This is a genomic window from Nostoc sp., assembly GCF_036917275.1.
Taxonomy (GTDB): domain Bacteria; phylum Cyanobacteriota; class Cyanobacteriia; order Cyanobacteriales; family Nostocaceae; genus Nostoc.
On the sequence record NZ_JBALDF010000056.1, the window covers coordinates 1 to 26,213 of the forward strand.

Annotated in this window: 20 protein-coding genes, 1 other RNA gene and 2 pseudogenes; 7 read left to right on the plus strand and 16 right to left on the minus strand. The window is 41.8% G+C overall.

What is annotated here, in order from left to right; genetic code table 11:
• Positions 1 to 107: 107 nt before the first annotated feature.
• Positions 108 to 2,228 carry a dynamin family protein gene (locus V7K35_RS20855; RefSeq protein ID WP_335081208.1) on the plus strand — a complete coding sequence of 707 codons (2,121 nt, stop codon included), beginning with the start codon at positions 108 to 110 and terminating at the stop codon, positions 2,226 to 2,228.
• 158 nt (positions 2,229 to 2,386) lie between these two features.
• A complete protein-coding gene (locus V7K35_RS20860) occupies positions 2,387 to 4,261 on the plus strand; it encodes a dynamin family protein (RefSeq protein WP_335081210.1) in 1,875 nt (624 codons plus the stop codon).
• Between the two features lie 103 nt (positions 4,262 to 4,364).
• Here the strand turns inward: V7K35_RS20860 and V7K35_RS20865 are convergent.
• Positions 4,365 to 4,568, minus strand: a pseudogene (locus tag V7K35_RS20865) (acetate kinase); the annotation flags it as partial.
• Between the two features lie 243 nt (positions 4,569 to 4,811).
• Here V7K35_RS20865 and V7K35_RS20870 point away from each other — a divergent pair.
• Positions 4,812 to 5,189, plus strand: coding sequence for a VOC family protein (locus V7K35_RS20870; protein ID WP_335081213.1), 378 nt, complete (start codon positions 4,812 to 4,814; stop codon positions 5,187 to 5,189).
• 44 nt (positions 5,190 to 5,233) lie between these two features.
• Here the strand turns inward: V7K35_RS20870 and V7K35_RS20875 are convergent, their stop codons facing one another.
• Positions 5,234 to 7,864, minus strand: coding sequence for a DNA polymerase III subunit alpha (locus V7K35_RS20875; protein ID WP_335081215.1), 2,631 nt, complete (start codon positions 7,862 to 7,864; stop codon positions 5,234 to 5,236).
• A gap of 193 nt (positions 7,865 to 8,057) precedes the next feature.
• Here V7K35_RS20875 and V7K35_RS20880 point away from each other — a divergent pair, with 193 nt between their 5' ends.
• Entirely contained in the window at positions 8,058 to 9,350 is a 1,293-nt protein-coding gene (locus V7K35_RS20880; protein WP_335081218.1) for a dicarboxylate/amino acid:cation symporter, read from the plus strand.
• Between the two features lie 19 nt (positions 9,351 to 9,369).
• Here V7K35_RS20880 and V7K35_RS20885 read toward each other — a convergent pair whose 3' ends face one another.
• Positions 9,370 to 9,549 carry a hypothetical protein gene (locus V7K35_RS20885; RefSeq protein WP_334792451.1) on the minus strand — a complete coding sequence of 60 codons (180 nt, stop codon included), beginning with the start codon at positions 9,547 to 9,549 and terminating at the stop codon, positions 9,370 to 9,372.
• Positions 9,550 to 9,998: 449 nt separating this feature from the next.
• On the opposite strand from V7K35_RS20885, the gene V7K35_RS20890 reads away from it, so the two are divergent.
• On the plus strand, positions 9,999 to 10,346 hold the full coding sequence (locus tag V7K35_RS20890; protein ID WP_335081220.1) for a hypothetical protein: 348 nt from the start codon (positions 9,999 to 10,001) through the stop codon (positions 10,344 to 10,346).
• 197 nt (positions 10,347 to 10,543) lie between these two features.
• Here the strand turns inward: V7K35_RS20890 and V7K35_RS20895 are convergent, their stop codons facing one another.
• Together V7K35_RS20895 and V7K35_RS20900 are read right to left on the minus strand one after the other, a co-directional pair.
• Positions 10,544 to 12,256 carry a diflavin flavoprotein gene (locus V7K35_RS20895; protein WP_335081223.1) on the minus strand — a complete coding sequence of 571 codons (1,713 nt, stop codon included), beginning with the start codon at positions 12,254 to 12,256 and terminating at the stop codon, positions 10,544 to 10,546.
• A 148-nt stretch (positions 12,257 to 12,404) separates the two neighbouring features.
• Entirely contained in the window at positions 12,405 to 14,123 is a 1,719-nt protein-coding gene (locus tag V7K35_RS20900; protein WP_335081225.1) for a diflavin flavoprotein, read from the minus strand.
• A gap of 1,209 nt (positions 14,124 to 15,332) precedes the next feature.
• Here V7K35_RS20900 and V7K35_RS20905 point away from each other — a divergent pair.
• On the plus strand, positions 15,333 to 15,788 hold the full coding sequence (locus V7K35_RS20905) for a helix-turn-helix domain-containing protein (protein ID WP_335081227.1): 456 nt from the start codon (positions 15,333 to 15,335) through the stop codon (positions 15,786 to 15,788).
• Between the two features lie 477 nt (positions 15,789 to 16,265).
• Here the strand turns inward: V7K35_RS20905 and ssrA are convergent.
• The 11 genes and pseudogenes from ssrA to V7K35_RS20960 all read right to left on the minus strand — a co-directional run bounded on the left by ssrA (position 16,266) and on the right by V7K35_RS20960 (position 25,433).
• Positions 16,266 to 16,655, minus strand: a transfer-messenger RNA (tmRNA) gene (gene ssrA, locus V7K35_RS20910).
• 150 nt (positions 16,656 to 16,805) lie between these two features.
• On the minus strand, positions 16,806 to 17,753 hold the full coding sequence (locus V7K35_RS20915) for a F0F1 ATP synthase subunit gamma (protein WP_335081230.1): 948 nt from the start codon (positions 17,751 to 17,753) through the stop codon (positions 16,806 to 16,808).
• A gap of 82 nt (positions 17,754 to 17,835) precedes the next feature.
• A complete protein-coding gene (gene atpA / locus V7K35_RS20920; protein WP_335081232.1) occupies positions 17,836 to 19,356 on the minus strand; it encodes a F0F1 ATP synthase subunit alpha in 1,521 nt (506 codons plus the stop codon).
• Positions 19,357 to 19,522: 166 nt separating this feature from the next.
• On the minus strand, positions 19,523 to 20,077 hold the full coding sequence (gene atpH, locus V7K35_RS20925; protein WP_334792457.1) for an ATP synthase F1 subunit delta: 555 nt from the start codon (positions 20,075 to 20,077) through the stop codon (positions 19,523 to 19,525).
• Positions 20,074 to 20,646, minus strand: a complete 573-nt coding sequence (locus tag V7K35_RS20930; protein ID WP_334726276.1) for a F0F1 ATP synthase subunit B — start codon at positions 20,644 to 20,646, stop codon at positions 20,074 to 20,076. Before V7K35_RS20930 ends, atpH begins: the two co-directional genes overlap by 4 nt.
• Before the next feature lie 189 nt (positions 20,647 to 20,835).
• Positions 20,836 to 21,267 carry a F0F1 ATP synthase subunit B' gene (locus tag V7K35_RS20935; protein WP_335081235.1) on the minus strand — a complete coding sequence of 144 codons (432 nt, stop codon included), beginning with the start codon at positions 21,265 to 21,267 and terminating at the stop codon, positions 20,836 to 20,838.
• A 323-nt stretch (positions 21,268 to 21,590) separates the two neighbouring features.
• Complete coding sequence (gene atpE, locus V7K35_RS20940) at positions 21,591 to 21,836, minus strand: ATP synthase F0 subunit C (protein WP_251959337.1); 246 nt, start codon at positions 21,834 to 21,836, stop codon at positions 21,591 to 21,593.
• A 149-nt stretch (positions 21,837 to 21,985) separates the two neighbouring features.
• Complete coding sequence (atpB, locus tag V7K35_RS20945; RefSeq protein WP_334726275.1) at positions 21,986 to 22,747, minus strand: F0F1 ATP synthase subunit A; 762 nt, start codon at positions 22,745 to 22,747, stop codon at positions 21,986 to 21,988.
• 60 nt (positions 22,748 to 22,807) lie between these two features.
• Positions 22,808 to 23,248, minus strand: coding sequence for an ATP synthase subunit I (locus tag V7K35_RS20950; RefSeq protein WP_334726274.1), 441 nt, complete (start codon positions 23,246 to 23,248; stop codon positions 22,808 to 22,810).
• A gap of 549 nt (positions 23,249 to 23,797) precedes the next feature.
• The gene (locus tag V7K35_RS20955; RefSeq protein WP_335081238.1) at positions 23,798 to 24,979 is read right to left on the minus strand and encodes a class I SAM-dependent methyltransferase; all 1,182 of its coding nucleotides are present in this window, start codon (positions 24,977 to 24,979) and stop codon (positions 23,798 to 23,800) included.
• Positions 24,980 to 25,061: 82 nt separating this feature from the next.
• Positions 25,062 to 25,433, minus strand: a pseudogene (locus tag V7K35_RS20960) (XisI protein).
• 120 nt (positions 25,434 to 25,553) lie between these two features.
• Here V7K35_RS20960 and V7K35_RS20965 point away from each other — a divergent pair.
• Positions 25,554 to 26,213 (plus strand): vWA domain-containing protein, encoded by a 660-nt coding sequence (locus tag V7K35_RS20965; RefSeq protein WP_335081240.1) that lies wholly within the window; start codon positions 25,554 to 25,556, stop codon positions 26,211 to 26,213.

Below are 26,213 nucleotides of genomic sequence, written 5' to 3' on the forward strand. Positions count from 1 at the left end.
TATGGATGAAATTGAACAGCAAATCGACCGTCTTACCAATTCAACACATGAAAAATTTCCCAATCTCGGTAAGTGGTTTATTGATATTTGTTGTGAGGGAATTTTGTATGATTGATAATCCTTTTTCAAATTATTTTGATGATTGGTTTGATTTTGAAGCTGAATCATCTCAAGATGAGACTGAAACAAATAGGAATTGGACACAATTAAATAGTGATGACCTAGAAAATTGTGCAGATTCATTTCAGAATTATAGTCAGCCATCAATGTTTGATAACCAGTTAAATTCTCTAGATAATTCATTGAAAGAATCTTTTAACGATGGTGCTTCAGAAGATATCAATACTGCGGTTGTGGAGACAATTCAGATTGTCGTTTCAGGTGTAGTAGAGGCTGTAAACTATCATTGGTTAAAAGGAGAAAATGCGGATAATAGTGTTTCTAAAAGTGTGGCAGATACAAATACTATCGAAACAGAAATATCATCACCTTTGCCTTTAAAACCTTCTCAAGACTTGACTGAGTGGATTCGTCTTTGGCTTGATGAATGTTTGGTATTATCAAATCCCTCTGGTTGTGAAGACATTACTGCTGAGTTAAGAGCGTTAAATTCACGCTGGGAATTGCCAGGTTTCCGTCTAGCGTTTGTAGGTGAGTTCAGTCGTGGTAAAAGTTCTTTACTCAACCGCTTATTAGAGGCAGACATCCTGCCTGTTGGTGATCTCCCAACTACAGCAACCTTGACCTCAATTGTCGCAGGTTCAGAAAACTGTATGGAAGTTCAAACTTCCAAAAATGGATGGGAGAATCGTCCAATAGAAGCACTATCTTGGAGAGACCTAACAGCTATTGATCAAGATGGTAGTGAGCAAGAGGTGATTGGCCAAGTACGTTTAACATTAACTCACCCCTGGTTACAAACACTTGATGTTGAGTTGATTGATACACCTGGAGTAGGAGACTTGAGTGGTCGTCGTGCTGCTCTTGCATTCGACGTGTTAAGCCATTGTGATGCATCTGTCCTTGTTGTCAGTGCTACATTACCTTTCAGTATGACAGAAGCAACCTTTTTAGAACAGGAAGTAATGGGTCGCCATATTCCCAACATTCTGGTTGCTGTTTCCAAACTTGACACTATTCCTGAAGAGGAAAGGTTAGAGGTATTTAATAGTATTCGTAAGCGAATAGCAAAAATTTCCTCAACAATTCCTGTTTTGTCGCTCTATCCTGTCAGTGATAGTAATTCAGAAACTGAAGTATTTGAAGCAGTCAAGGCTCAGATTGAGTTAATGGTAGCAAAAGGCGATCGCCGAATATGGCGTAGCCGTAAAATTGCAGGTCAAATAACAGATTATCTTTCACATCTAATCAAAGTTGGGGAATTAGCAATCTCTACTGCTGCAATGGATGTAGCAGAGAAAGATAGTGCCTTAATGAAAGTAAATGAGGAAATACAAAACGCCCAAATTGACTGGGAACGAATTCGCCTGAATTTGGATCAAAAACGCTTACAGCGTACCAAGGCGCTACAGCAAAAAGTTCTCCAAGCCAAAACAGAGTTATTAGAAAATCTTTCACTAGAACTCAAAAGAACGCAAGACCCCAAAACTTGGTGGGAGCAAGATTTACCTTTTCGGTTACGACGTGAGCTTTTCAGGTTGAGCCGACAATTAGAAAGCGATGTTTTAAAAGGTTTGGCTCTAGATTTTGAGTGGCTGCAACATGAAGTATCGGAACTGTTATCGAATCGGATAAATCGAGAAGATATTGACACTTTAGAGGCAGTTAAAATAGATTTAGATTTACAACAGGTATCGCTGACTGAAATCGAAAAATATCAAATTCTCACACGACTTGGAGGTAGTGCTGCCACAATCTGTGGCTGCGTTTTCGGTGGACCAATTGGAGTAGCTGTGAGTACAACAGTATGGGTCGTCAGTGAGCAAGTTATTAAGGGAAAATTGCAGGAGCAGAGAAAGTTACTTAATCAAGAGTTAGAACATAGTATTGACCGTTCTATTGATGAGTACTTTAAACGTTTAGCAAATCGTCTCCAACAACTATACAACCAATTGAGTGAGGAAATACAAGAGGAAAAAATTGCTTGGCAAGCTGCCTCTAAAATTGCCTTCAATAGTAATAATGAGCAATCAGAAAACCAGTGGTCACAAATAATTCCTCAAGCTTCTGCCTTGAAAAAAGAAATTTTCCGGTTGCTATTACCCTAAATTAAAGTTTTTTCAAGTTGATCAATAAAATAAATCTGCAAGGAGATTATCATGGTAGTTAAAACTGTCATATACCAACAGTATGAAGCCTTTCAAGAAAAACAAAATATACTAGCAGCTTTGATTAAACGCCACTTGAAGCTAATTAGTTCCTTAAAATGACTCAATCAGAAAACTCACTCCAGCAACTAGAAACTCTAGTTCAGTCAAATAGCTTTAAGGTATTGGTTTTGGGAGAGTTTAAGCGTGGTAAGAGTACTTTTATCAACGCTTTGCTAGGTGAGAAAGTTTTACCTGCGTATGCCAGACCTTGTACTGCAATCATTAATGAAGTGAAATGGGGAGATAGCCGTCGGGCTTTATTACATCCAGCAAAATTGGCAGATAGACCTATGCTTCAGCCTCAAGAAGTTCCTGTTAACCAAATTGAAGAGTATGTCGTGATTAAAGACGACGTAAGTGAGATTAGTAGTAACCCCTACGAAAAAGTTGAATTATTTTGGCCTCTGGAACTTTGTCGTAATCGAGTAGAAATTATTGATTCTCCTGGACTTAACGAGCATGATACTCGCCAGAAAGTAACAATGGAATATTTGTCTACTGTTGATGCAATACTGTTTGTGCTTTCCTGCGAGGCACTGGCTTCTAAGTCGGAAATGGATATCATTGACAATACCTTAAGACCTGCTGGACATAAAGACATTTTCTTTATTTGCAATCGCTTCAATATGATTGAAGACGAAGAAAAAGATAGCATTAAGCAACATGGAATCAACAAACTAGCTCCTAAAACAAAACGTGGTGCAGAACGAGTGTTCTTTATTGATGCCCGTGGTGCTTTAGGAGGGAGACTCAAAGGTAACACTGGGCAAATTGAAAGTTCAGGTTTAGCTTTGGTTGAAAGAGAACTAGAAAAATTTTTGGCGAACGAAAAAGGTAACATCAAAATTCTTAGACCTGCGGCACAACTCCAGAGAGCAATTTATGAAGCGCGAGTAGTTATTCCTCAGCGGGAAGCGATGCTAAGAACTGATTTTAAAACCCTGGAAGCTCGATATGAAGCTACTCAAGAGCCACTACACCGTCTGCAAATTCAGCGAGAGCAGATAGTGCAACGGATCTCTAATTTTTTGGAAGATATCAAACAGACTATTAGTGCTGAAGGCTCTAGTTTCCATCGTCGTCTGGCTGACAAAGTTGTTAGCGAGTGGGTGAAAACCTTGGAAATAAAAACATCAATGGTGTTAACTAAGTCTCAAATTGAAACATTAATCAAAGAGGTGACTGCTCATCTTTCCCGCAAGATGGAAAATGAATTATTAGTCTGGCAAAATGAAATATTACAACCTTTAGTTAGTAGCCGTCTAGAACGCCTTACCCAAGAGATAGATGAACGTGCCCACGAATTTGTAAATCAATTAGATAGCTTGAGAATTCAAGTTGTAGGTAGCATAGTTTCCATAGAAGACCTTAACATCAAAAAAGTTAGTGTACTCGAAAGAGTACTGGCCGCTAGTGGAGGATTTTTGTTAGGAGCAAATATTGGATTAGCCGGGGTTGGTGCTGTTTTTGGCTATCAAGAGATGGCAAAGGCTATTATTCCTCAACTAATCCTTAGTGTGGCAGCAATTACTCTAGCTGCTGCAAATCCTTTGTTGATATTTGGAGCTATGGCTGGTGGTGGACTCATTCAAGGATTTTTGACTGCAAAGTCTACAAAGAACAAGATTAAAGAAGAAGCTGCTAAACGATTTGCAGCTTCAATTCGTGATTCAGCACCACAACGAGGTGATAAAATAGCCGAGGCTGTAGTAACCAAGCTAGCTGAAATTCAAAACTCAATAAACCAGGGTCTTGGTCAAGAGATTCAAAAGTTTCGAGAACAGGTAGATTCAATCCTGGAAGAAAAGCAACAAGGACAAGCTAACGTTGATGAAACAATTATTGAGTTACAAGTACTTAGCAGAGAATTAGATGCTATTGACCAGGAATTAGATGCTCTAGTAGCGCAGGTTGCAATTACAGATTCTTAAGAGGAAACTCTTAAACAAAGTTAGTTTAGCCAACTCCTAAAATGGGTTGGCTTTTTGATGATTTTTACTTTTTCAACAACTGCCAATAATGTTGAGCGATCGCCTAATCTTCTTGAGTATGAATAACTAATACCCGCACTACTGAATCGGGTGTAGCAATATCCTCATCAACAGGCTGTTGCTGATTTTTATCAAGGTCTATTTTCAATCCCAAAAATCCAAAGGCTTCACAAGCAGCTTGGCGAATTTCCAGAGAATGTTCACCCACACCTGCTGTGAATACCAAAGCATCTAATCCGCCCAAATTGGTAAAGATGTTGCGAATTGCAATATTTGGGCAACTCTACAAGACGCTACCGCGTAGCTTGCTTCTTTGTTCGCGGAGCGTCTGATAGAGTTGGAGTACCCTTCATTCGCAATTGACAAGTAACGATTTTGGTAAATTTTTGCATTGGGATGCTCCGATCATTTTTCAAAGCGATCACTATTTAGATGCCCTTTTGGTGAAAAATATTGTAAGTATGAGTAGTGTTTGTAAAAATTAGAGCTTATGTTTGACCATCTATCCTTTGGAGTGAGTAGTTTAGAACGCAGTCTAGCCTTCTATGATGCTGTGCTTGCGCCGTTAGGCGTCAAGCGCCTATTTAATTTACCTGACATCGCTGCTTATAGTGCTGGTACTTACCCGATGTTTTGGATTGGGAATCGTCGAGAGTTTACCAATGAAGTATCCAAGGGCTTTCATCTGGCATTTGCGGCTGATAATCGCCCTGCGGTGGATGCTTTTTATCAACAAGCGATCGCTTTCGGAGCTAAGGACGATGGCAAGCCTGGATTACGTTCTCATTACCACCCCAATTATTATGCCGCTTTTGTGATTGATCCTAACGGATATCGTATAGAAGCTGTTTGTCATCAACCAGCTTAATTTATCATTTGTCATTTGTTATTCTCCCCCTGCTCTCCTTGCTCTTATTGCGGTAAACCCCCTACCCGCATCAAATCCAATTCCCGTTCAAATATTTCATCAATTGGTAACATTTGACCATCAATAGTCATAAATTTATGGTCTTTTGTTGCCCGAATCACTAAACCATCTTCCAAGCAATATTCAAACACCTCTTGTTGTCCGCGATCGTGCCACTGTGCTACAGGTTGCGTGTAAATATTTCCATTATTATCAACACTGTACACAGTACATTCAATGCGTTTTTCTACAATTTCCCCAATCGGCATCAATCCATATTCTACTGTCAATATTTCCGTGTCATAGTTTAAACAATATTCAGCAAACTTCAACATTTGCTCAAATAATTCATCCGCAACTTTTTTCGGAACACCATTTTTAGCTGCACCATCCACGAATTTTTCTCGCTGCTTTTGCATCTCAGAAACTTTCTTTTTACCCATCGCCCGACGCAGCAAGTCAGCTTGTCCTAAGGAATATCCAGCCATATCCTGAGCAATTTTCATGATTTGCTCTTGATAGACCATAATTCCATAAGTTTCGTCTAATATTGGTTCTAGAATGGTGTGTTGATAATCAATATTTTCTCGCCCGTGTTTGCGGTTGATAAATTTAGGAATCAATCCCGCATCTAATGGCCCCGGTCGGTAAAGTGCCAAAATCGAAGAAATGTCTTCTATATTAGAAGGTTTTAAATCTCGCACAATCTGACGCATTCCAGAAGATTCTAATTGAAAGATCCCTTCTAACTCACCTGCTTCTAATAGTTCATACGTCTTTTGTACATCTTTTGGCAGAGTGGTATGTTCACCTTTAGCTAATATCTTTTGGGCTTTTCTCTCTTGGTGGGTGATTTCATCAGGATCAACACGATATCCTTTAGTTTCTTGAATTAAATCAAGGGTATTTTGAATCAGCGTCAGGTTCCGTAAACCCAGAAAATCCATTTTCAACAAACCCATTGATTCCAGGTCTTCCATGAAATACTGGGTAATCACGGAACCATCATTATTCTTTTGTAGCGGGACAATTTCATCAAGTGGATCGGCAGAAATTACCACACCTGCTGCATGAACACCAAAAGTTTTGTTAGTACCTTCAATTCGCATCGCCATATCAAGCCAATGGCGAACATGCGGTTCTTTATCATATTTCTCTTTAAACTGTGGTTCTGGGGTTTCATTAGAAATCATCACCTTGAGTTTCGTTGGTTTTCCCCGCACTACAGGAATTAATTTCGCCATTTTGTCAGCTTCCCCGTAGGGAATATTCAAGACTCTGGCGACATCTTTCAAAACTGCTTTAGAAGTTAGGCGGTTAAAGGTAATAATTTGGGCAACTTTATCTGCACCATATTTATCAGTTACATATTCAATAACTTTATCTCTTTGTTCAATACAGAAATCCGTATCAATATCAGGCATGGATTTCCGTTCTGGGTTCAAAAAACGCTCAAATAGTAGCCCATGATGCACAGGGTCTATGTTGGTAATTCGCATCGCATAGGCAACTAATGAACCAGCCGCCGAACCCCGACCGGGCCCCACAGGAATGTTATTATCTCTAGCAAATTTGATGTAGTCCCATACAACTAAAAAGTATTTGGAAAAACCCATCTGCTGAATCATTTTCAGTTCGTATTCCAATCTTTCTTTATAAACGGAATCGACCTCATTGCGAGATTTCCGATTTAACCGTTCTAAAAGTCCGTTCCATGCAACATCTTCGGCGTAAGTGTCGGCAGTATGACCAGAGGGAATAGGGGGTGTAGGGATCTGAGGCTCACCCATAATATAGTAAGGCTCAACTTTATCAGCAACTTCTTCAGTAGTGGCGATCGCTTCTGCAATCACATCATCTGGCAAATGGTCACGAAATAGCTGCTGCATCTCCTCACCAGATTTGAGATACTCTGTGCCACTATAACGCATCCGCTTATCTTCAATAATTAGCTTGCCAGTTTGAATACATAGCAAAGCATCGTGGGCTTCAACGTCAAAACAAGAAATAAAATGAGAATCATTGGTAGCAACAAATTTAATCCCTAGTTCGCGCGCAATTTTGACTATTTCAACATTAACAATCCGGTCTTCCTGTGAGCCGTGGTCTTGAATTTCTAAATAATAATCATCACCAAATACATCTTTATACCACTGAGCAACTTTTCTAGCTGCATCTGGTCTATTACTAAGAATTGCTTGGGGAATTTCTCCACCCAAACAAGCACTGGTGACAATCAACCCTTCATGATATTCTTTTAGTAAATCTTTATTAATACAAGGACGAGAAAAAATTCCTTTGCCTTGAACACCTTTGAGGTGAGAAATTGTGGTTAATTTGACTAAATTTTTGTAACCTTTGGTATTTTTAGCTAAAACGACTTGATGATATTTCGGACGGCGTTCTTGTTTTTCAATATCGCCATTAATTATATACATTTCATTGCCGATAATCGGCTTAATATTTTGACTACGGCAGATTTTGATCAGTTCAATGGCCCCATACATGACGCCATGATCAGTAAGAGCGATCGCTTTCATCCCTAGTGCGATCGCTTGATCCACCAACTCTGGTAGCTGACTTGCCCCATCGAGCAGACTGTAGTCACTGTGAATATGTAAAGGGACAAAGGACATAAGCATCTCCAACCACAAGCCAAGATATCTCTAGGGGTCTACCTTGTGGTATACCTTTTCGAGCTAGATTTTGCAAAGCAACGGAATCTTAGATTAACAGTTTTTAACCAAAATTCAAGCTGTTCTTTTTCCGAAATTGTCACTATCATAAGTGTTGTTTTAATAGTTACAGCAGTTAATCAGCATCTAACTAATGAGTCAAACAGAGAGTACTACTTCGCCTGAAACCAAAGCTAGCCCTTGGTGGCAGCGTATCCCTCTCACATTGCAAATTCTCATCGCCCTAGTAGTAGCAGTCAGCGTCGGAATTGCCCTTGGTGCGGGGAATCCCAATCCCAGCAATGCCACTTTAATCAATAATTTAGCAATTCCGGCGGAATTAGTGTTAAAGGCTCTCCGCGCCCTAGCTACCCCTCTGATTCTGGTAGCGGTGCTGCATACCTTAATGACTACGAATATCCCCGGTACAGCCGGACGGCGGCTGGCAGTGCTACTTTTAACTAACACTACCGTAGCTATTTTAGTGGGACTTTTGGTGGCGAATGTGCTGCATCCAGGAACTTGGGGCAATGTAACCACCCCAACAAGTACAGAAATAACTCCTCAGAGTCTTGATCCTTGGGGAATAATCAAAGATGCTGTACCGGAAGCTGTTCTCAAGCCGTTAGTCGATAATAACGTTATTCAACTGATTGTGATTGCCCTGAGTTTTGGCATCGTCCTGCGAGGATTAAAATCTGAACAAATCACTCAAGGCAAGAACGGATACCAGCCAATTGAGGATGTCATCGGGATTTTATTTGAAGCGGTAGTCCGTATCCTCAACTGGGTAATTGCCTTAGTGCCGTTCGCAGTCTTTGGGATTGTAGCTAAAACTATTGCTATGCAGGGCTTTACACCGTTTAAATCTTTGGGTGCATTCATCGTGGCGGTGCTGTTAGCATTAGTATTGCAGGCGTGCTACTACCTCACCAGAGTCAAATTTGGTTCTTGGGTACATCCGTTAAAATTCCTAACTGGCGGTTCTGATGCTTTTTTGACAGCTTTCTCAACTTCTTCCTCTGCGGCGGCAATGCCCGTAACCTTTGAAGTTTTGCAAACAAAAGTCGGTTTAAGGGAATCTTCTGCTGCTTTGGGGGCATTAGTCGGGGCAAATTTCAATAATGATGGCACTGCCCTCTATGAAGCAATGTCTGCGTTATATATTTCCCAATTAATTGGACAACATCTGAGTCTGGGACAGCAGTTAATTGTCATCCTTACCTCGATTTTTGCATCCGTAGGTGCGGCAAATATTCCCAATGCTGGACTGGTAACGATGACACTAGTGTTCACTTCTGTAGGCTTACCTACCCAGTACATCGCTTTGCTAGTTACTGTAGACTGGTTTCTGGATCGCTGCCGCACCGCGATTAATGTCATGGGAGATATGACTGTCAGTGCTTTACTTGACGGCAAAAAGCCTCGTTCTGTAGACGAGGCTTAGTTTACGGCTTTTCAGGTAGCTAATGCTGTTGAGGCCCTTTGGCATCACATTCTTTAGTCCAGCAGCGTTCTAGAAGTCGAAGACGCCAGATGAATGCAAAGCGATGGGGATTCAATACTAATTTAGAATCGTGACTAAATAAAGGCTGGTTCAGATACTGCCAAAGGGGAAATTTAATTTTGGTGTGTTTTGGAGTCATAAGAACAACGAAATATTATAAAAGTTTAGTGGTACTAGTAGTTTGCCAATGGAACTTGGCTTTTTAAAGGGTAAAAGGAAAAGGGAAAAGGTTTTTAGCCCCTTTTCCTTTTACCTTTCCCCTTTCCCCAGTCCAAACCCAGCAATTTTGGTTTGGCAAACTACTAGTTGGCATTTTGTCTAGCAACTCCTTAATACTGTTTTTCTAGTTAAAGGCTACACTGCGTTTCTACAATTGTCTTGGTGGCAATTGCGGAATTTCAGCAAGTGAATTTATGTTATTTCCGCTTTAATACTGAAATTGCACGTACCATTTTTCTAATTCCACATCCCATGAAGAGTCATACGATTTCACGAAATTCATGCTATAGTAGGACTTACGCAAAAATTGCCAAAAAGCTTAATTTATCGAACCGCCAAGACGCCAAGAGCGCCGAGAATTCGTAGAGTGTGCGTAAGTCCTATATAGATAACGTTGCTAGGAGCGTAGACTCGAAGCCGCCACCGTTGATGTCCCCTCCATTGCTGATGGAACTGCCTAAAAAGTCTGTACGTTTGATCAGCTGCACTAAGCGATCGCACTTGAGACACTTTCTAGCTGGTGGTTCTTCATTAGAGTATTGTCGGAGTCCTTTTAAAACAATAGATAATTTTGTAATCTCAAAGTATGTTGTGTATAATATAAAACTTAAAAATCTCGAACATCTGTCTAAAGATGATAACCTCGTAGATATAGCAAGGGACTGGGGACTGGGGACTGGGGACTGGGGACTGGGTGAAAAGCCTTTTTGTGTCTAAGTTTTATCATCTGTTAATGTCCTAACCACCTTGGCTGTTGCTATAACTAAAATTTACTTGGGCGGACTCTACATATCTACAAAAAAACTGGGATGGGCATCTTGCCTATCCCACAATAAAAAAGAGAATTTTTGTCATAAAACGCCTTGGCTATATTCAAGCTAAGGCGGTTTCGTTAAGTTAAATTATCTCATTATCTAATAATGAGTGCCTGTTTTCCGATGATTGATGGCAGTAACAGCATCAGGCTTGAGTAATTTACCTTCATCCACAGTTGCATACACAACCCAATGATCGCCACATTCCAGACGTTGATTGACTGAGCATTCCAAATATGCTGATGCATCAGTAAGGATGGTACAACCGTTATCTGCAACTGCTGTACTAAAGTTGGAAAATCTATCTTCTCCAGGCGCGAAAGATTTACGGAAATGTTTCATGTAGTCTTGATGATTGCCTTCAGGTAGAATATTTAAGGCAAACTTACCACCTGGATACATCAAAGATTCGATCGCTCGGTCTTTGGCGATCGCAACAGTTAGTCCAGGTGGGTTGAAGGTAGCTTGAGAAACCCAAGCGCCTAACATTGCGGTAGACACTTCTCCAAGTTTCGCTGTAACCACGCAAACAGAACCAACGATCCGACCGACAGCCTGTTCCATTGGAGTAGCGGCTTGTTGTGGTACGCGTACCTTTTTAGCCTTTTTCAGTGCTTGGGCAAAGTCTGTGCCTAATTCTTCACAGAACTTGAGAGTGACATCATCAGGTTTAAACTTGACCTTCAGGGTGTCAAAGCCAAAGCGATATCCAGCATCCCGGAGTTTACCTTCAATTAAGTCAAATGCTTCGCCACTCCAGCCATAGGAACCAAAGACCCCAGCGAGTTTGCTATTGTCACCACTCGATAGCACAATCCCTAAAGCAGTATGAATAGGAGTTGGCGCATGACCACCAATGGTAGGAGAACCGATAATAAAACCGTCTGACTGTGCTAAGTTGATGCGAACTTCATCAGGGGTAGCAAATTCACAGTTAATCGATTTGACTGCGACTCCACCTTTAGTCAGTCCCAGAGCGATCGCCTGTGCTAAAGTCGCCGTATTCCCGTAAGCTGAAGCATAAAGTAGGGCAACGGAAATCTCGCGATCGTTGTGAGCACGGCTCCACTCTCCATAAGCTTTGGTAAGCTCGATTAAGCCGGTGCGTACCAAAGGTCCGTGACCCACAGCATACATTCTCACCTGCAAATCTGATATTTTCTCCAAAGCTGCTTGCACATTAGGAGCTTGGGGAGCCATCAGGCAGTTAAAGTAATAACGCTGGTCTTCTTTGAGCGCTTCCCAGTTATCATCAAATAGTTCATCACCACAAAGATGAGTTGCAAATAACTTATCTGTGTAGAGAATTTGGGTTTGCTGGTCGTAAGTACAAAGTCCTTCTGGCCAACGTGGACTAGGAATGGGGAAGAATTTTAAAACATGACCCTTGCCCAAATCCAGAGTTTCTTTCCCCCGCATCACCAAGACTTTCAAATCGTGGTCTAGGAAAGCAGCACGCAAATTGTTCGCACCGGGAAGAGAACAGACAAAAGTTACCTGTGGTGCCAGTTGTAGAATTGCTTTCAGGGTTGCAACTCGGTTAGGATTAAAATGACCCAGGATTATATAATCCAAACGTTGCAAATCTAAAGTCTGCCGCAATGTCTCTAAATAAATTTCGGTAAAGCTTTCTGGGGGCGGATCAATAAGTGCGGTTTTATCAGCTTCAATTAAATAGCAATTGGAAGTAGTACCTCTTTCAAGTGCGTATTCAATTTCAAACCGCAGACGTGACCAACTACGTGCTCTGATCGCCTTAGTATTTGTAGCAATTGGTAGAACTTGTACGTCGCGTGGCTTGGAATTGGTCATAGCTGTTGGGTAAAGTTGGGGAATTGGGCACTTGTACTGAGCGGCGTCGTAAAGCCTGCGGTATAGCTACGCTTAGGGCGCAGGCTCTCCAAGAGTCGTATTGGGCATTGGGAATAAGGAGAAATGACCCATACCCCATGCCCAATCCTTAGTAGTAATTACCTACTTTGCGATGGCGAACAGCTGTCAGTCCATCGTTTTTGGAAACACGACCTTCTTGGACGGTGCAGTATAAAATCCAGTGGTCGCTGCATTCCATGCTGGTCTGTATTTCACATTCCATGTATGCCAGAGCATCAGTTAGAATCGGGGAGCCGTTTTTCGCGGTTTGAGTTTTCACCCCAGCAAAGCGATCAGCACCAGGATGCAAGCGCTTGAGAAAATGCTTTTTCAATTCTTGATAATTGCCTTCTTCCAAAACGTTGAGGACGAAGCGATCGCCTACTTGCATTAAGGAATCAATGGCGCGGTCTTTAGCAATGGCAATTGTGAATCCTAAGGGTTGCAAACTCGCTTGCGTTACCCAGGATGCCAGCATTGCACTTGACACATTTTCTTTTTTCGTGGTGACTATATATAGTCCACTACTAATTCGACCCAGCGCCTTTTCCATGTCAACGTCGAGGGACTTGATGTGCTTGATATTGCGATCGCGCACCAACAATTGTCCCAAGTCTTTACCCGCTTCTTCACACAACTGGAATGTTGATGCGCTAGGAACCTCTCTAATCCGAATGGCTGGGAAGGCTTCTTTGATGCCAGAGTCGAGAAATTTTCTGCGGAGTGTATCAATGGGTTCATCATCCCCACCGTAACATTCAAACAGTCCAACCATTTGCTTGTTCTTGGCGACAGCTAGCAATGAACTAATACTAGCTTGAGCGGCGGCGCTTGTAGTCGGGGGCATACCAATAATGATGCTAGCTGCTCTTCCGGCTAGTTCCTGGATTTCTTGGCTCTGGGCAGTACTTAGATCCAGTACTTCTACTCCAACCCCAGTTTTCAGTATACCCTCAGAAATTGCATGACCAAGGCGCTCACTATACCCATAATCTGAGACAAAAAACATGCCAACTGTTGTTTCTGCTTTAGCTTGTTTTTGGCTCCAATTTTCGTAGCACCCGGTTAAAACATCTAGGTGGTGGTATAGTAATGGGCCGTGACCGTTGGCGATAATATTAATCTTCCCTAGTTCACCCATCCGCTTCATGGCATTCACCAAAGAACGAGCGTTAGGGCCCATCAAGCAGTCGTAGTAAAATCTAAAATCAGCTTCGATCGCTTCTAAATCTTCATCGAAGGTGCGATCGTCACAAAAGTGCATCCCAAAAGCATCACAGGTGTAAAGGGTTTGGGTTTTGCGGTCAAAGCTAAAGATTGTATCCGGCCAGTGCAAGTTAGGCGCACTCACGAATTCGATTTCGTGTCCTTTGCCGATATCTACGCGATCGCCAGTTTTCACAACCCGCTTACTAAAAGGATCGTGGACTAACCCTTCCAAAAACTGAAGCGCAACTTTTGAGGCTAAAACGGTAGCTCTAGGAGCTAACTGGAGGACATCTTCTACTAAGCCGCTATGGTCTGGCTCTGTGTGGCTGACAATTATGTAATCAATTGTTTTGGGGTTGACAAGACCTTTTAGAGTCTCTAAATACAGATCACGAAACTTCTGGTGAGAAGTATCAATCAAAACTGTTTGTTCACCCCTAATTAAATATGAATTGTAGGTTGTACCGTTTTGCAGTCCAAATTCGATATCGAAGCGATCGCGATCCCAATCAAGAGAGCGAATCGCCGTTGTATTAGGGGCAATTTCTACAGTTTGTATAGTTAGGCGATGTTGAATATTCTGTGCGATCGCTACCATTATTCGTCTCCGAGCGCAAATTAACAGGTTTTTCTTCTGCCCCCATTGTCTCTATTATTTTTTGTTTAAGTTGTAATAAATATCAGTTTTTTTAAACTTGGACTTGTATCAATTATTGCTGTTTTTTTGCAAAAAATATTACTCCAAAAATCTACTAGATATTAATTTATTCCTGCTAATTCACTGAGTATTTAATTTTGCTAGCTTATCTAAATTTCTCCTAATTCAAAAATATCATAATCATCATATTCTTGGATCAGAAAAACTTAAAAAATTCAAATTTAAAAAAATATCACACATCCAGGATTATTATGCTAACCTTTTCTTTTGAGAATAACGGATGAGTGCTAAGGATATACCATAATTACAAAGAGACTCTGTAATTGTGGTGCAAAATAGTAGGCGATCGCAAAATTGATGTCTTAATAGAATAGATTTAGATGTCAAATAAAAAAAGTTAATTTTTTGACGCCTCTCTTATAATCAAGTTGGAAAAGTTGGAAAAGTCGGAAAGGTAGGAAAGGTAGGAAAAGTAGGAAAGGTAAGATAAATTTTTTACACCTTTTCAATACGCATCAAGTAAGCTGTTAAGATTATTTTTCGCAATGGGTATTGAATATATTTTTGGTTCAGACAAAAATATTGTTACGTAAAATATAAAGTTTCTGTAAAGTCGAAAAAACAGATGTCTTTTTAGAGATAATGAAGGCAAAGTTTCTGAGACAATCTGAATAAAAAGAACTGAGCCTGTATATCTTTTTCTGCTCATTCAAGTATAAACTAGTGTAAAAATCATTTTTAAAGTTTCGATGAATGACCGTAACAATACGAACAATATAATAATTTTAATGATACAGTTTTTTATTATCGACCTTAGGCAGTAATCAAGACAACGCCAAAAAATTATTTTCATCTTAGCCATAAGCTACAGCGCCTGGCTATTTAATCTATATGCCCATACAAGCTAAGGGCGTCGTTTTTTCTCTGCATAAGTTTTTACGAAAATTCATTACCGATGATAAATTACAAGCTTTAATAATGTTCTCAAGCTACTACTTCACCCCTAACAGCTATAAGGCTAAACTTCGGTATACTTAATACTTAGCATTAAGTTTATAAATGTATCATTAAATACATGGCGAAGTAAAGATAGAGGTGTAAATAGACATATACAATGCCAAAAATTGACTATGTGAAAGGTTATCGTTTATGGGATGCCGATTAAAAATCTTTCTAACTGACGAAGAAAAGCTGACTTTAGAAGAGTTGAGAAAAGCCAAAGATGTTCCTCAACGTACGAAGGATCGTGCTCAAGTTTTACTGCTAAATACTCGCGGCTTAAAAAATGAGCAAATCGCTAAAGGCTTGAACTGGGCGACTTCAACAGTACGTCAAACTCTTCATCGCTGGGAAAAGATGGGTTTAGCAGGTCTGTGGGATGCTCCTGGTCGAGGAGGAAAGCCCCGATATTCAGAATCAGACTTGGTTTATCTAGAAAATTGTTTAGCTCAAGAGCCACAGACTTATAACTCTAAACAACTGGCAAAAAAACTGGCATCTGAGCGTCAAGTAAGCTTGAGTGCAGACCGATTACGACGAGTACTTAAAAAAAGGGGAAAGAGGTTTGGAAGCGCACGCAAACAACCCCAGGAACAGAATAATTAGCAGGACTATTTCATTTTCATTTAGCCCGCCTCAGAATGAATTCACCAGTCTAATAGTGAAAGTAGTCTTTAGACCCATACGCTTAGGTTAAGGATATTTGTAGGTTGGGTTGAACGTAGACAAAGGAGGCGGCTTCAGACAGGTAGTGAAACCCAATAAACCATGAAAAATGTTGGGTTTTGTTCTTCAAAGGCCACTTGCTTGAAGTCGGGAAACCGCATTGCCCTTGGCGTCTCCCCTTGGGAGAAGGGCGCAATGGCTCTCCAACCTACGCAGGTTTAGGTATTTTGGCTTTAACCCAAGCGTATTTGTCTAAAGACGACTGAGAAGAGGTTATAGTCCGTTAAAACGGATTTTAGTTCTGGGTGGTTGATGTCTAGAACGGAATAGTCCTGGAATAATTATCTCAATAAAAATAACTGATAAAACAAAATCCACCTAAACATTAAAGTGTTTGGTGGACTTGTTATTTATTATTAGTGGATCCGAGCAGAGTCGAACTGCTGTCCAAATTGGGTATTGACTCCCCGCTCATTCACAGGTTTAGCCTTTCTGACCCTCAAGGCGGGAATCGTTCATTATCCCGAACGTAGGATGCTCTGATTTAATCTTAGCCAGCAAGCCAACCAGAGAACGCTTGCTAGAGCATCCGTTGGGGTTTGGTCTTCAGTCCTTAACGGAGTCAAACTAAAGACGCTCGAACCTATAAGAGGTGTTTAGGCTGCTACTAGAGCAGGCTTACGAGCAAAGTTAACGATGTTATTCGCATTTACTTTTTGTTTGAGCCTTTGATTTCCGAGAGGAGACTCACTCTCGACCTGAATCACAGAGCAGCGTTCGCCAACCTGTCGAAACCGTGACGGACCCATGCGCTTCATACTTTAATTATAATACGTGATTTGTAATTCGTAACTATCAAAGTCAGGATATATGCCTCCGATTACTCAAAATAGCCAATCGCTAATTTTAAAATCATTAGCAATTGGCTATTTGCCATGAGCGACAATAAATATTTTCCTAAGTTAGTGCTTCAGCACCACCAACAACTTCAAGGAGTTCCTGGGTAATTGCAGCTTGTCGAGCTTTGTTGTAAGACAGGGTGAGGGTGTTAATCAGTTCACCCGCATTCTCGCTGGCATTACTCATGGCTGTCATCCGCGCTGCTAGTTCACTAGCCGCCGATTCTTGCAGCGCTCGCAATAGCTGGTTACTTAGATAGAGGGGCAACAGAGAATCGAGAATCTGCACTGGATCTTGCTCGAAAATCATGTCAGGAGCCAACGCGCGGACTTGGTTAGTCACTTTCTCCCGTTCTACTTCAAATTTACCGCCACGGGTTGTCAAGCGGAAGATTTCGTCATCGGCTGCTTCTAAGCCTTGAGTATCCAACGGAAGTAGGGTTTGCACCACGGGACGGGAGCTAACCAAGGAAAGGAATCTGGTATAAATTAATTCGATGCGGTCTACTTTTTCCGATAGAAATAAGGAAAGTAGTTGATCGGCAATCTGATTGGCTTCCGCAGCAGTGGGTATTTGCTCTAAGCCGCTGTAAGTAGCATCAATGGGCTGATTGCGGCGTTGAAAGTACTGTGTAGCTTTGCGTCCGACGAGCACAAATTGATAGTCTAAACCTTCTGCCTTAATTTCTTTGGCGCGGTTTTCTGCACGACGGATAACGTTATTATTGTAGCCGCCGCATAGACCGCGATCGCCTGAAATTACCAACAGCCCGACTGACTTAACTTCCCGTTTTTTCAGCAGTGGCAGGTTTGCTTCTTCAAATCGGAGACGGCTTTGCAAACCATACAATACTTGTGCCAAGCGATCGGCAAAGGGGCGAGTCGCTAGCACTTGTTCTTGCGCCCGACGCACTCTAGCCGCAGCTACCAGGCGCATGGCTTCTGTGATTTTTTTGGTGTTTTTGACCGACTGAATGCGATCGCGTATTGCTTTTAGATTGGCCATATTCTTGAGTTAGGAGTTAGGAATTAGGAGTTAGGAGTGTTTCATTAACTTTTAACTTTTAACTCTTCACTCCTAACTTTAATTACGCTGTAGCTTTGAAGGTCTTCTTGTATTCGGTGAGTGCTTCCTTTAAGGCAACTTCTTCTGCATCACCTAGTGCTTTAGAGCCTTGTACTCCTTGCACATACTGCGGTTTACCAGTCTTTAAGTACTCCCGCAGACCTTGGGTAAAGGTGGTGACTTTATCTACAGGAACGTCATCCAAGTAACCATTAATACCTGCATACAAAATTGCCACTTGTTCATATACTGAAAGTGGCGAATTTTGTGGCTGCTTGAGGAGTTCGCGCAACCGTTGACCCCGTGCCAACTGGTCTTGAGTGGTTTTATCTAAGTCAGAAGCAAATTGCGCGAAGGCTTGCAAATCGTCAAATTGGGCTAATTCCAATTTAATTTTACCGGCAACTTTCTTCATTGCCTTGGTTTGAGCCGCAGATCCCACACGGGATACTGAAATACCAGGGTTTACAGCCGGACGGATACCAGCGTTAAACAAGTCAGAAGACAGGAATATCTGACCATCGGTAATAGAAATTACGTTGGTGGGGATGTATGCTGAAACGTCACCAGCTTGGGTTTCGATGATTGGTAGGGCGGTCATACTGCCTTTACCTAATTCGTCACTCAGCTTTGCTGCTCTTTCTAACAAGCGGGAGTGGATGTAGAATACATCTCCAGGGTAAGCTTCGCGTCCGGGTGGACGACGTAGCAACAGGGACATTTGGCGATAAGCTTGGGCTTGCTTGGAGAGGTCATCGTAAATAACAAGGGTAGCTTTACCCTTGTACATGAAGTACTCAGCAATAGTTGCGCCTGTGTAAGGAGCTAGGTATTGTAGGGTTGCTGGTTCACTGGCGCTAGCGGCGACGACAACGGTGTAATCCATCGCGCCTTTTTCTTGCAATGTCTGCACCACGTTAGCGACTGTGGAAGCCTTTTGACCGATCGCAACGTAGACACAAACTACATCTTCTTCTTTCTGGTTGATGATGGTGTCGATTGCGATCGCAGTTTTACCAGTTTGGCGGTCACCAATAATCAATTCGCGCTGACCACGACCGATGGGAATCATTGAGTCAATAGCTGTAATCCCCGTTTGCATGGGTTCGTGTACAGACCGACGCTCAATGATACCAGGTGCTGGAGATTCAATCAAACGGCTTTCTGAGGATTTGATGTCTCCCTTTCCATCAATGGGACGACCCAAGGCGTCTACAACTCGTCCAATCAAGGCTTCTCCTACAGGCACCTGGGCAATTCTACCAGTCGCAGTTACAGAGCTACCTTCTTGAATTTCTATCCCTTCACCCATAAGCACCGCGCCCACATTGTCTTCTTCCAAGTTCTGGGCGATGCCAATTGTACCGTCTTCAAATTCTAAGAGTTCCCCCGCCATAGCCTTTTCGAGACCATAGATCCGGGCAATACCGTCACCAACTTGTAGGACAGTACCAACGTTAGCAACTTTGACCTCTTGATCGTATTGCTCGATTTGTTGTTGGATTATGCTGCTAATTTCGTCAGGTCTAATTGATATGCTCATGTGTCTATCTTTTTTGCTTTCGAGACGGAAAAATTCAATAGTTAGGAGTGATGAGTTAAAAAAGCAAAGGTTAAAAGTTAAAAGTCAAAATAAATTACTGTTTACTTAACTCCTAACTCCTAACCCCTGTAGAGGCGCGATTAATCGCGTCTCTACTTCTAACTTTCTAGCTATTAGTTAAGCGTAATGAAAGGCGGCGCAACTGACCCCGGATACTGGCATCAATTACCTGCGAACCTACTTTAATGATTACACCACCAATTAACTCACTGTCTACCTTGGTTTCTATTTCTACCTGGCGAGCATTAGTTATAGCAATCACTTTTTCTGTAATTGCCTGCTGTTGAGCTTCTGTGAGGGGAATGGCTGAAATTACTTCCGCTAATACGGTTTTATTCAGCTGCCGCAACAGCGCCAGATACTGTTCAAAAATCGATTCCAAGAATGCAATGCGGCGTTTGTCTACTAAGATTAGCAAAAAATTGCGTAAGTAGGGGTTAGCGCCTTCACCGAATATTTGTTTTATCAGAGCTTTTTTGTTCTCAGACTGAATAAACGGGTTGCTGAAAAAGTTTTGTAGCTGTTTGTCTGCCCTGAGCAAACCCAGGAAAGTCCGCGCATCTTCCCCGAACTCTTCTGTCAAATTTTTCGATTGCGCTATTGACAAAAGTGCCTGTGCGTAGGGCTGGGCTACTTCAGTTGTTGCTACTTTGCTTGTCATACATTGCCTCCGAGTTGTGCGATGCTGCGGTCAATTAAACCTTGTTGAGCATCGTCGGCAATCCCGCCTTTGAGTTGCGATTCGACTTTTTGCAATGCTAGAGTAGCTACCCGTTGCCGCAGTTGAGCGATCGCTCGCTCGGTTTCAGTGTTTAAATCTGCTGCTGCTGTTTGTTTCAAGCGTTCTACGTCTTGCACTGCCTTCGCCAACAAGTCTTCTTTCGCCTTTTGGGCGTTTTCTGTGGCAGATTGGCGGATGCGTTGTGCCTCTGCCTGAGATTGTTTCAACTGTTCTTGCGCTTGGGAAAGAGCAGTCTTTGCCTCTTTTAAGCGCCCTTCTGCTTCCTGAATTGCGGTGGCAATATTGGATTGTCGCTCGTTCAGGATATTGCTTAAAACTTTACGTCCGAAGTAGAATAATATGCCAACTAGAATCGCTAGATTGATCAGATTGGTTTCAAAAATGTCTAGGTTTAGACCGAAACCACCTTCTGCTGCGCCTTCTGCCAATTCAGAGTGAACAGCGTTCGCTTCTGCGGCAAGTAATAACAATGTCCCCATGATACCCATTTACAAGTGCGCTGCTTGCTTGCTAATACGTTGTATTTTCCCGTAGGGAAATTCCAGTATCTTTTCCCCGTAAGGAAATTAAGTATCTTTCCTCCGAAGGGGAAAAAGTGCCTTTTTTTGACACTTAATTAAGCGCTCTGGACTAGGGACCAGTTGCGCGTATGCTTTTACAGAACCAGTCTTGTTAGCTTATCTAACTGGAGTTGGCCCCAATAGTTTTTCTAGAATCTGCCTGCTGAGAGCATCAACTTGTTGCTCTAAGGTGCGAAAAGCTTCCTGCTTTTGTTGTTCTATTTCAACAGCAGCTTGTTCTCGTTGAGACTGAGCTTCCTTTTGGGCCTCAGCTATTTTCTCGGAAGTAATTTTCTTAGCTTCAAGTTGAGCTGCTTCTAGGGTAGCTTGCGATTGTTTGCGAGCTTCTGCGAGTTGCTGCTCATATTCAGTAGCCAAGCGCTCGGCTTTAGCCAAGCTCTCCCGCGCCTCAAGGGTATTCGTTCGGATATAATTATCGCGATCGTCTAATACCTTGGTCAGTGGCTTATAAAAAATTGCATTCAACAAGGCTGCCAATAGCAGGAATTGCAATGCCATGAAGGGCAAGGTAGCATCGAAATCAAACATTTCTCTCCTCTTTGGCTGGAGTAGCAGTTTTCATGGCTAGCAACATCATCCAACCTTTCATATTTTAGAAACCCATAGCCAACAAGGGTCAAGTAATTTTGGACTTTAGATTGACGATAGCGTAGGGTTAGCGACGTAGAAGCGTCTTTTAGATTTTAGAGCAGGCATAGCTCAGGGGCATGTACCGAAAACTCTTGATAATCCAAAATCCAAAATCCAAAATCAGTAGTTAATTGAACATTAGAACTATTAAGATACCCAAAATATTTCGATTGTAGAGGCGTGATCACTCACGACTCCACACTCACAAAAACTTTAAGGTATTAGCTGAAGGGATTAGCAAACAGCAATACCAGGGCAATCACTAGACCATAGATAGTCAAGGATTCCATGAATGCCAAGGTTAATAGCAGAGTACCGCGAATTTTTCCTTCTGCTTCAGGTTGACGGGCAATACCTTCTACTGCTTGTCCAGCAGCATTTCCTTGACCAATACCAGGGCCAATTGCAGCTAAACCAATCGCTAAAGCAGCAGCGAGAACTGAAGCAGCCTGCACTAATGGATCCATGTTGATTTTCCTTGCTTTGATTACAAAACTAACAGACATTACGTTAACGATTAGAGACGTGTTTTTCACGCTGCACCGAGTTCTTCAGATCGCGCTTTGCGATGTTTTGAGCGAAAATGCTCTTGGAACTGTGCTATCAACTGAGAAGTTTAATGCTCCTCATGTTCTTCCCCACCATGTCCCTCCATGGCCTCATGAATGTATGCTCCGGCTAGGGTGGCAAAAACCAGGGCTTGAATAGCACTGGTAAATAAACCTAAGGCCATTACAGGCAGAGGTACAAATAGAGGAACTAGCAGCACCAATACCGCAACTACCAGTTCATCCGCCAAAATATTACCAAATAGACGGAAGCTTAGGGAGAGGGGCTTGGTGAAATCTTCGAGAATTGCGATCGGCAATAGAATAGGTGTTGGCTCTATATACTTCTTAAAGTAGCCCAAACCCCGTTTGCTAAAACCTGCGTAAAAGTACGCTAAGGAGGTTAGCAGTGCCAATGCAACAGTCGTATTGATGTCATTGGTAGGAGCTGCCAATTCGCCTGAAGGTAGCTTGATCAGCTTCCAGGGAATTAGCGCACCTGACCAGTTCGATACGAAAATAAACAAGAACAATGTGCCAATAAATGGCACCCAAGGGCGGTACTCTTTCTCACCAAGTTGGTTTTTTGCCAAATCCCGGATAAATTCTAGGGCGTATTCCATCAAATTTTGGATGCCCTTGGGAATTCTTTGTGCGTTGCGAGTAGCAGCAATAGAAGCCACTACTAAAATGCTAATCACAAACCATGAGGTAAGAAAAACTTGCCCATGAATTTTAAGATTGCCCAATTGCCAATAGAAATGATGACCTACTTCTAATGCGGCGAGGGGAAAAGAACTAAAGGCGTTTAAGACACTAAGCATTTGCATTCTTCAAGCATTTTCCCCAACGAGCGAGGATGGGATTACTATCTTTGTGAGCCTGACTTTTCAAGAATCAGGAATGAACGCAATTTGCACCATATAAACCAGGAGCGTGGCTTTGTAAGTTAAAAATCCCAAAAATATGGGCAGAATCTGTAGCTCACGCCATTGAGTTGCCACGACGATCACTCCCATAAATAGAGCAAAACGAGTTTTGCTCAAACTGGTTTTTTCACTACCAAGCTGCTCAACGTCTCTAGCCAGCATTTTTAAGTAAACCACACCTGTACACGCCCCAATTAAATAATTAAGAGCAATGTTCAAGGAATAAAAGATCCACACAGAGATAAAAATAACCCCCGTCAAGACAAGCGTGATTACCAACAACCGCTGGAAGAGTTGATAGAACTCTTGCATGGAGTTATCTGATTCTGTATCTTCAGAAACAGTTTTAGCATCTTGTTGCGTTGTCGGAGTGGGCGCAATTGATTCGTCTGACAAGCTCACGAGACTTGAAACCAGTACAGCTAAACATTATGACTGCACATTCAGTCAGATGAATCATATCACGATCCGGTAACAATACTTTAGGAAAAAACAATTAACTTCTTGGCAACGTTAGACAGTCAGTAAAATCACGCTCCCAAAAGTGAGAGAGCGGCTGATGAGGTGAGGGACTGTGGGGCTAAATAATCAATAATCGCTACCTGAAAATTCAAAATTTCTGACAATTTCAGCTTTTTTGAGTGAATAATTCTTCTCCAATGTCGTTACATAGCATCTTGGTGTTTGAATTAAGTCGGTATCAATAAAATCAACTGGTGCTTGAGGAGTGTATGAGCCTACCGCAAATCAGAAATCGTAGAGTAGCGGCTTGTCATTAAATCATTGCACCACTGCTGAATTCCAAAAAACTCAAACTTTTGGGATGTACAATACCCCGTTTGTTGGGCACTTTCCTAATCTACATTAATTTGCCAAAAGTGGTGATGGGCGATCGCTCATCACCATGAGTATAAATTGTTTATGTTAACCCAGTATCGAATTGGAGTGCGATTAAGCAGGTGTCAATAAAATCAGCTGCTGCTGAAGAAGTTTTCTTAGCTGATCTAATTCCAGTTGCACACCTGCCAAAATCTCTGCAACTGTAGAATTAGCATCACATTTTTGCATAAATTCAAACTCTGCTACAGATAAATTAACAATCTGGTAATCGTAATTAAAAAAACATTGACTGGGAAATCCTTCAATACAAGGATTAAGTTCGGGAATAGCTGCCAATAGGGCGTTATCGTCTGACCACTCCGACTTAATTGAAGGAGGACGACCCAGGAAAAACTCGTAATGAGTTACTTCTGGATCTAATAATTCTATCAGACGATAAAGCTGGCGATCGCTCAATTCTTTTGCTCGTTCTACTAACTCTGGTGCTTTGCCCAAAAGTCTCTCTAAATCCCAGAAACTCGGATTCGAGAAACCAATAAACTCCAATCCCGAAGCATCTATTAATTCAAATAGCGTCTGAATGTTATAGTCAATTTCCTGGGGGTGAACGTACATATCGGCAAAGTGTTCATCCTTGTGGTTTTCTAATGACCAACGCTGCTTTTCGGATTTGACAATTCGGTTAGTTTCTGGTAAAGAAGAAAATATTTGTCGCCCGACTTGGACACCATCACGATAGTCGCCTTTTTTGTCACCTTGAAGAAGGGCGATCGCTTTTTGCATGAGTTGAATTTCCCAGCGCCCCAACTCCCCATACACAAAAATGTGCATTAAGCCGCCTGGGGCTAACTTTTTCGCCAAAGCTTGAATACCGCGAATTGGATCAAGCGTATGATGCAAAACGCCAACGCAGTTAATTAAATCAAACTCACCCGGTAACTGTTCCACATCAAACAAACTGAGGTGATGAAATTCAACACGGGTAGCCCCTGAACGCTGACAACGTTCTTTTGCTACAGCCAAAGCGCCTGTACTGAGGTCAATTCCCACAACAGAAGCCTGGGGATTGAGGTGAACCAGGTACTCCGTACTCACCCCTGTACCGCAACCTGCATCTAAAATGCGAATATCTTGCTTTTGGGGTTTTTGACCCGTGCAGAAGTTATGAGCGGCTAGCCAATTCCAGCGCCAGTTGTAGCCTGGAGGTGGTTCATCCAATAGGGCTTCCGGCGGAAAAGGGTAGGTATTGTAGAGTTTGGCAACAGCAGCACTGACAGTTTGGGAATCGGACATGATGAGGAATAACGCAGCATTTCTGAGTTTAGCGGATAGTGGCTGATTAGAGCAAAGATTACTATTGCTTATTTACTGCTATTTATCCAACAGCAAAGTCAGTAAATTCGTGTTTATAAGTAGCATTAAATCCTAATACAATATCTTCTTTAGGTACTCCAGGAGCAATTAATTCATTCGCAATACCGATTTCTGTACTATCTCTTTATATCCAATTTTTTTTGTTTTTTATATCAACATGAATGATAACTCCATAAATTCTCCGTTGTTCTTTTCAGCCAATATTTAAGACTTGATAATGATGGCGTTCTGCATCAAACAACAAATGAAGGTCTGTGTCATTAGCTATGTCATTTGCCGAATGGTTATTTAGAATATCTTCAATAATTTGAGAGTAATTTATTCCTTCCATAAAACAATGTCCTTCAGGTATACAGTTAATTATGATCGCCATCAGCCCATATATTTTAAGCAGGAAAGTTGTTTCAGTAAAAACACTAGTGTTTAAGTATTTATTAGCTAATAAAATTTAATTGTATTTTTGTATAATAATTTACTTAATCAGGAGTATTCAATGGCTGTAGGAATGCCTGAATTCGTTGAAAATCCAGAAAATCGTTGCCCTGTAATTCTGTTACTCGATACTTCTGGCTCTATGTCAGGTCAGCCTATCCAAGAGTTAAATCGAGGACTTGCTGCTTTCAAAGCAGATGTACTAAAAGATTCCCAAGCATCGCTGAGTGTAGAAGTGGCCATGATTACATTTGGCCCTATAGTTAAACTAATACAAGACTTTGTGACGATTGACCAATTTACACCGCCTACATTGGAAGTAGATGGTGTTACCCCAATGGGTGCGGCGATTGAGTATGCCTTGGATTTTCTAGAGAGCCGGAAACAGACTTATAAAGACAACGGTATTCTTTATTATCGCCCTTGGGTGTTTTTGATTACAGACGGCGCGCCAACTGACTCCTGGCAATCAGCCGCGCAAAGATTGAGAGAAGCAGAAGCACAAAGCCGACTTTCATTTTTTGCGGTTGGTGTAAAGGGTGCTGATATGAATATCCTCAAACAAATTTCTCCACCTGAACGTCCACCAGTTACGCTAAATGGCTTAGATTTTCGTGAGATGTTTGTCTGGCTTTCTGCTTCGATGAAACGGGTTTCTAGTGGCAAAGTGGGGCAAGCTGTAGCTTTACCAGCTATGGGATGGGGTCAAATTACTAGTTAG

What these genes read in the sequence shown, in the direction of transcription:
- V7K35_RS20895 (WP_335081223.1), bottom strand. Translation starts at nt 12,256, where the DNA reads ATGACCAATTCCAAGCCACGCGACGTACAAGTTCTACCAATTGCTACA.
- atpA (WP_335081232.1), bottom strand. Translation starts at nt 19,356, where the DNA reads ATGAGCATATCAATTAGACCTGACGAAATTAGCAGCATAATCCAACAA.
- V7K35_RS20965 (WP_335081240.1), top strand. Translation starts at nt 25,554, where the DNA reads ATGGCTGTAGGAATGCCTGAATTCGTTGAAAATCCAGAAAATCGTTGC.
- V7K35_RS20860 (WP_335081210.1), top strand. Translation starts at nt 2,387, where the DNA reads ATGACTCAATCAGAAAACTCACTCCAGCAACTAGAAACTCTAGTTCAG.
- atpH (WP_334792457.1), bottom strand. Translation starts at nt 20,077, where the DNA reads ATGACAAGCAAAGTAGCAACAACTGAAGTAGCCCAGCCCTACGCACAG.
- V7K35_RS20935 (WP_335081235.1), bottom strand. Translation starts at nt 21,267, where the DNA reads ATGTTTGATTTCGATGCTACCTTGCCCTTCATGGCATTGCAATTCCTG.
- V7K35_RS20875 (WP_335081215.1), bottom strand. Translation starts at nt 7,864, where the DNA reads ATGTCCTTTGTCCCTTTACATATTCACAGTGACTACAGTCTGCTCGAT.
- V7K35_RS20905 (WP_335081227.1), top strand. Translation starts at nt 15,333, where the DNA reads ATGGGATGCCGATTAAAAATCTTTCTAACTGACGAAGAAAAGCTGACT.
- V7K35_RS20930 (WP_334726276.1), bottom strand. Translation starts at nt 20,646, where the DNA reads ATGGGTATCATGGGGACATTGTTATTACTTGCCGCAGAAGCGAACGCT.
- V7K35_RS20870 (WP_335081213.1), top strand. Translation starts at nt 4,812, where the DNA reads ATGTTTGACCATCTATCCTTTGGAGTGAGTAGTTTAGAACGCAGTCTA.
- V7K35_RS20900 (WP_335081225.1), bottom strand. Translation starts at nt 14,123, where the DNA reads ATGGTAGCGATCGCACAGAATATTCAACATCGCCTAACTATACAAACT.
- V7K35_RS20880 (WP_335081218.1), top strand. Translation starts at nt 8,058, where the DNA reads ATGAGTCAAACAGAGAGTACTACTTCGCCTGAAACCAAAGCTAGCCCT.
- V7K35_RS20855 (WP_335081208.1), top strand. Translation starts at nt 108, where the DNA reads ATGATTGATAATCCTTTTTCAAATTATTTTGATGATTGGTTTGATTTT.
- V7K35_RS20915 (WP_335081230.1), bottom strand. Translation starts at nt 17,753, where the DNA reads ATGGCCAATCTAAAAGCAATACGCGATCGCATTCAGTCGGTCAAAAAC.
- atpB (WP_334726275.1), bottom strand. Translation starts at nt 22,747, where the DNA reads ATGCAAATGCTTAGTGTCTTAAACGCCTTTAGTTCTTTTCCCCTCGCC.
- V7K35_RS20955 (WP_335081238.1), bottom strand. Translation starts at nt 24,979, where the DNA reads ATGTCCGATTCCCAAACTGTCAGTGCTGCTGTTGCCAAACTCTACAAT.
- atpE (WP_251959337.1), bottom strand. Translation starts at nt 21,836, where the DNA reads ATGGATCCATTAGTGCAGGCTGCTTCAGTTCTCGCTGCTGCTTTAGCG.
- V7K35_RS20885 (WP_334792451.1), bottom strand. Translation starts at nt 9,549, where the DNA reads ATGACTCCAAAACACACCAAAATTAAATTTCCCCTTTGGCAGTATCTG.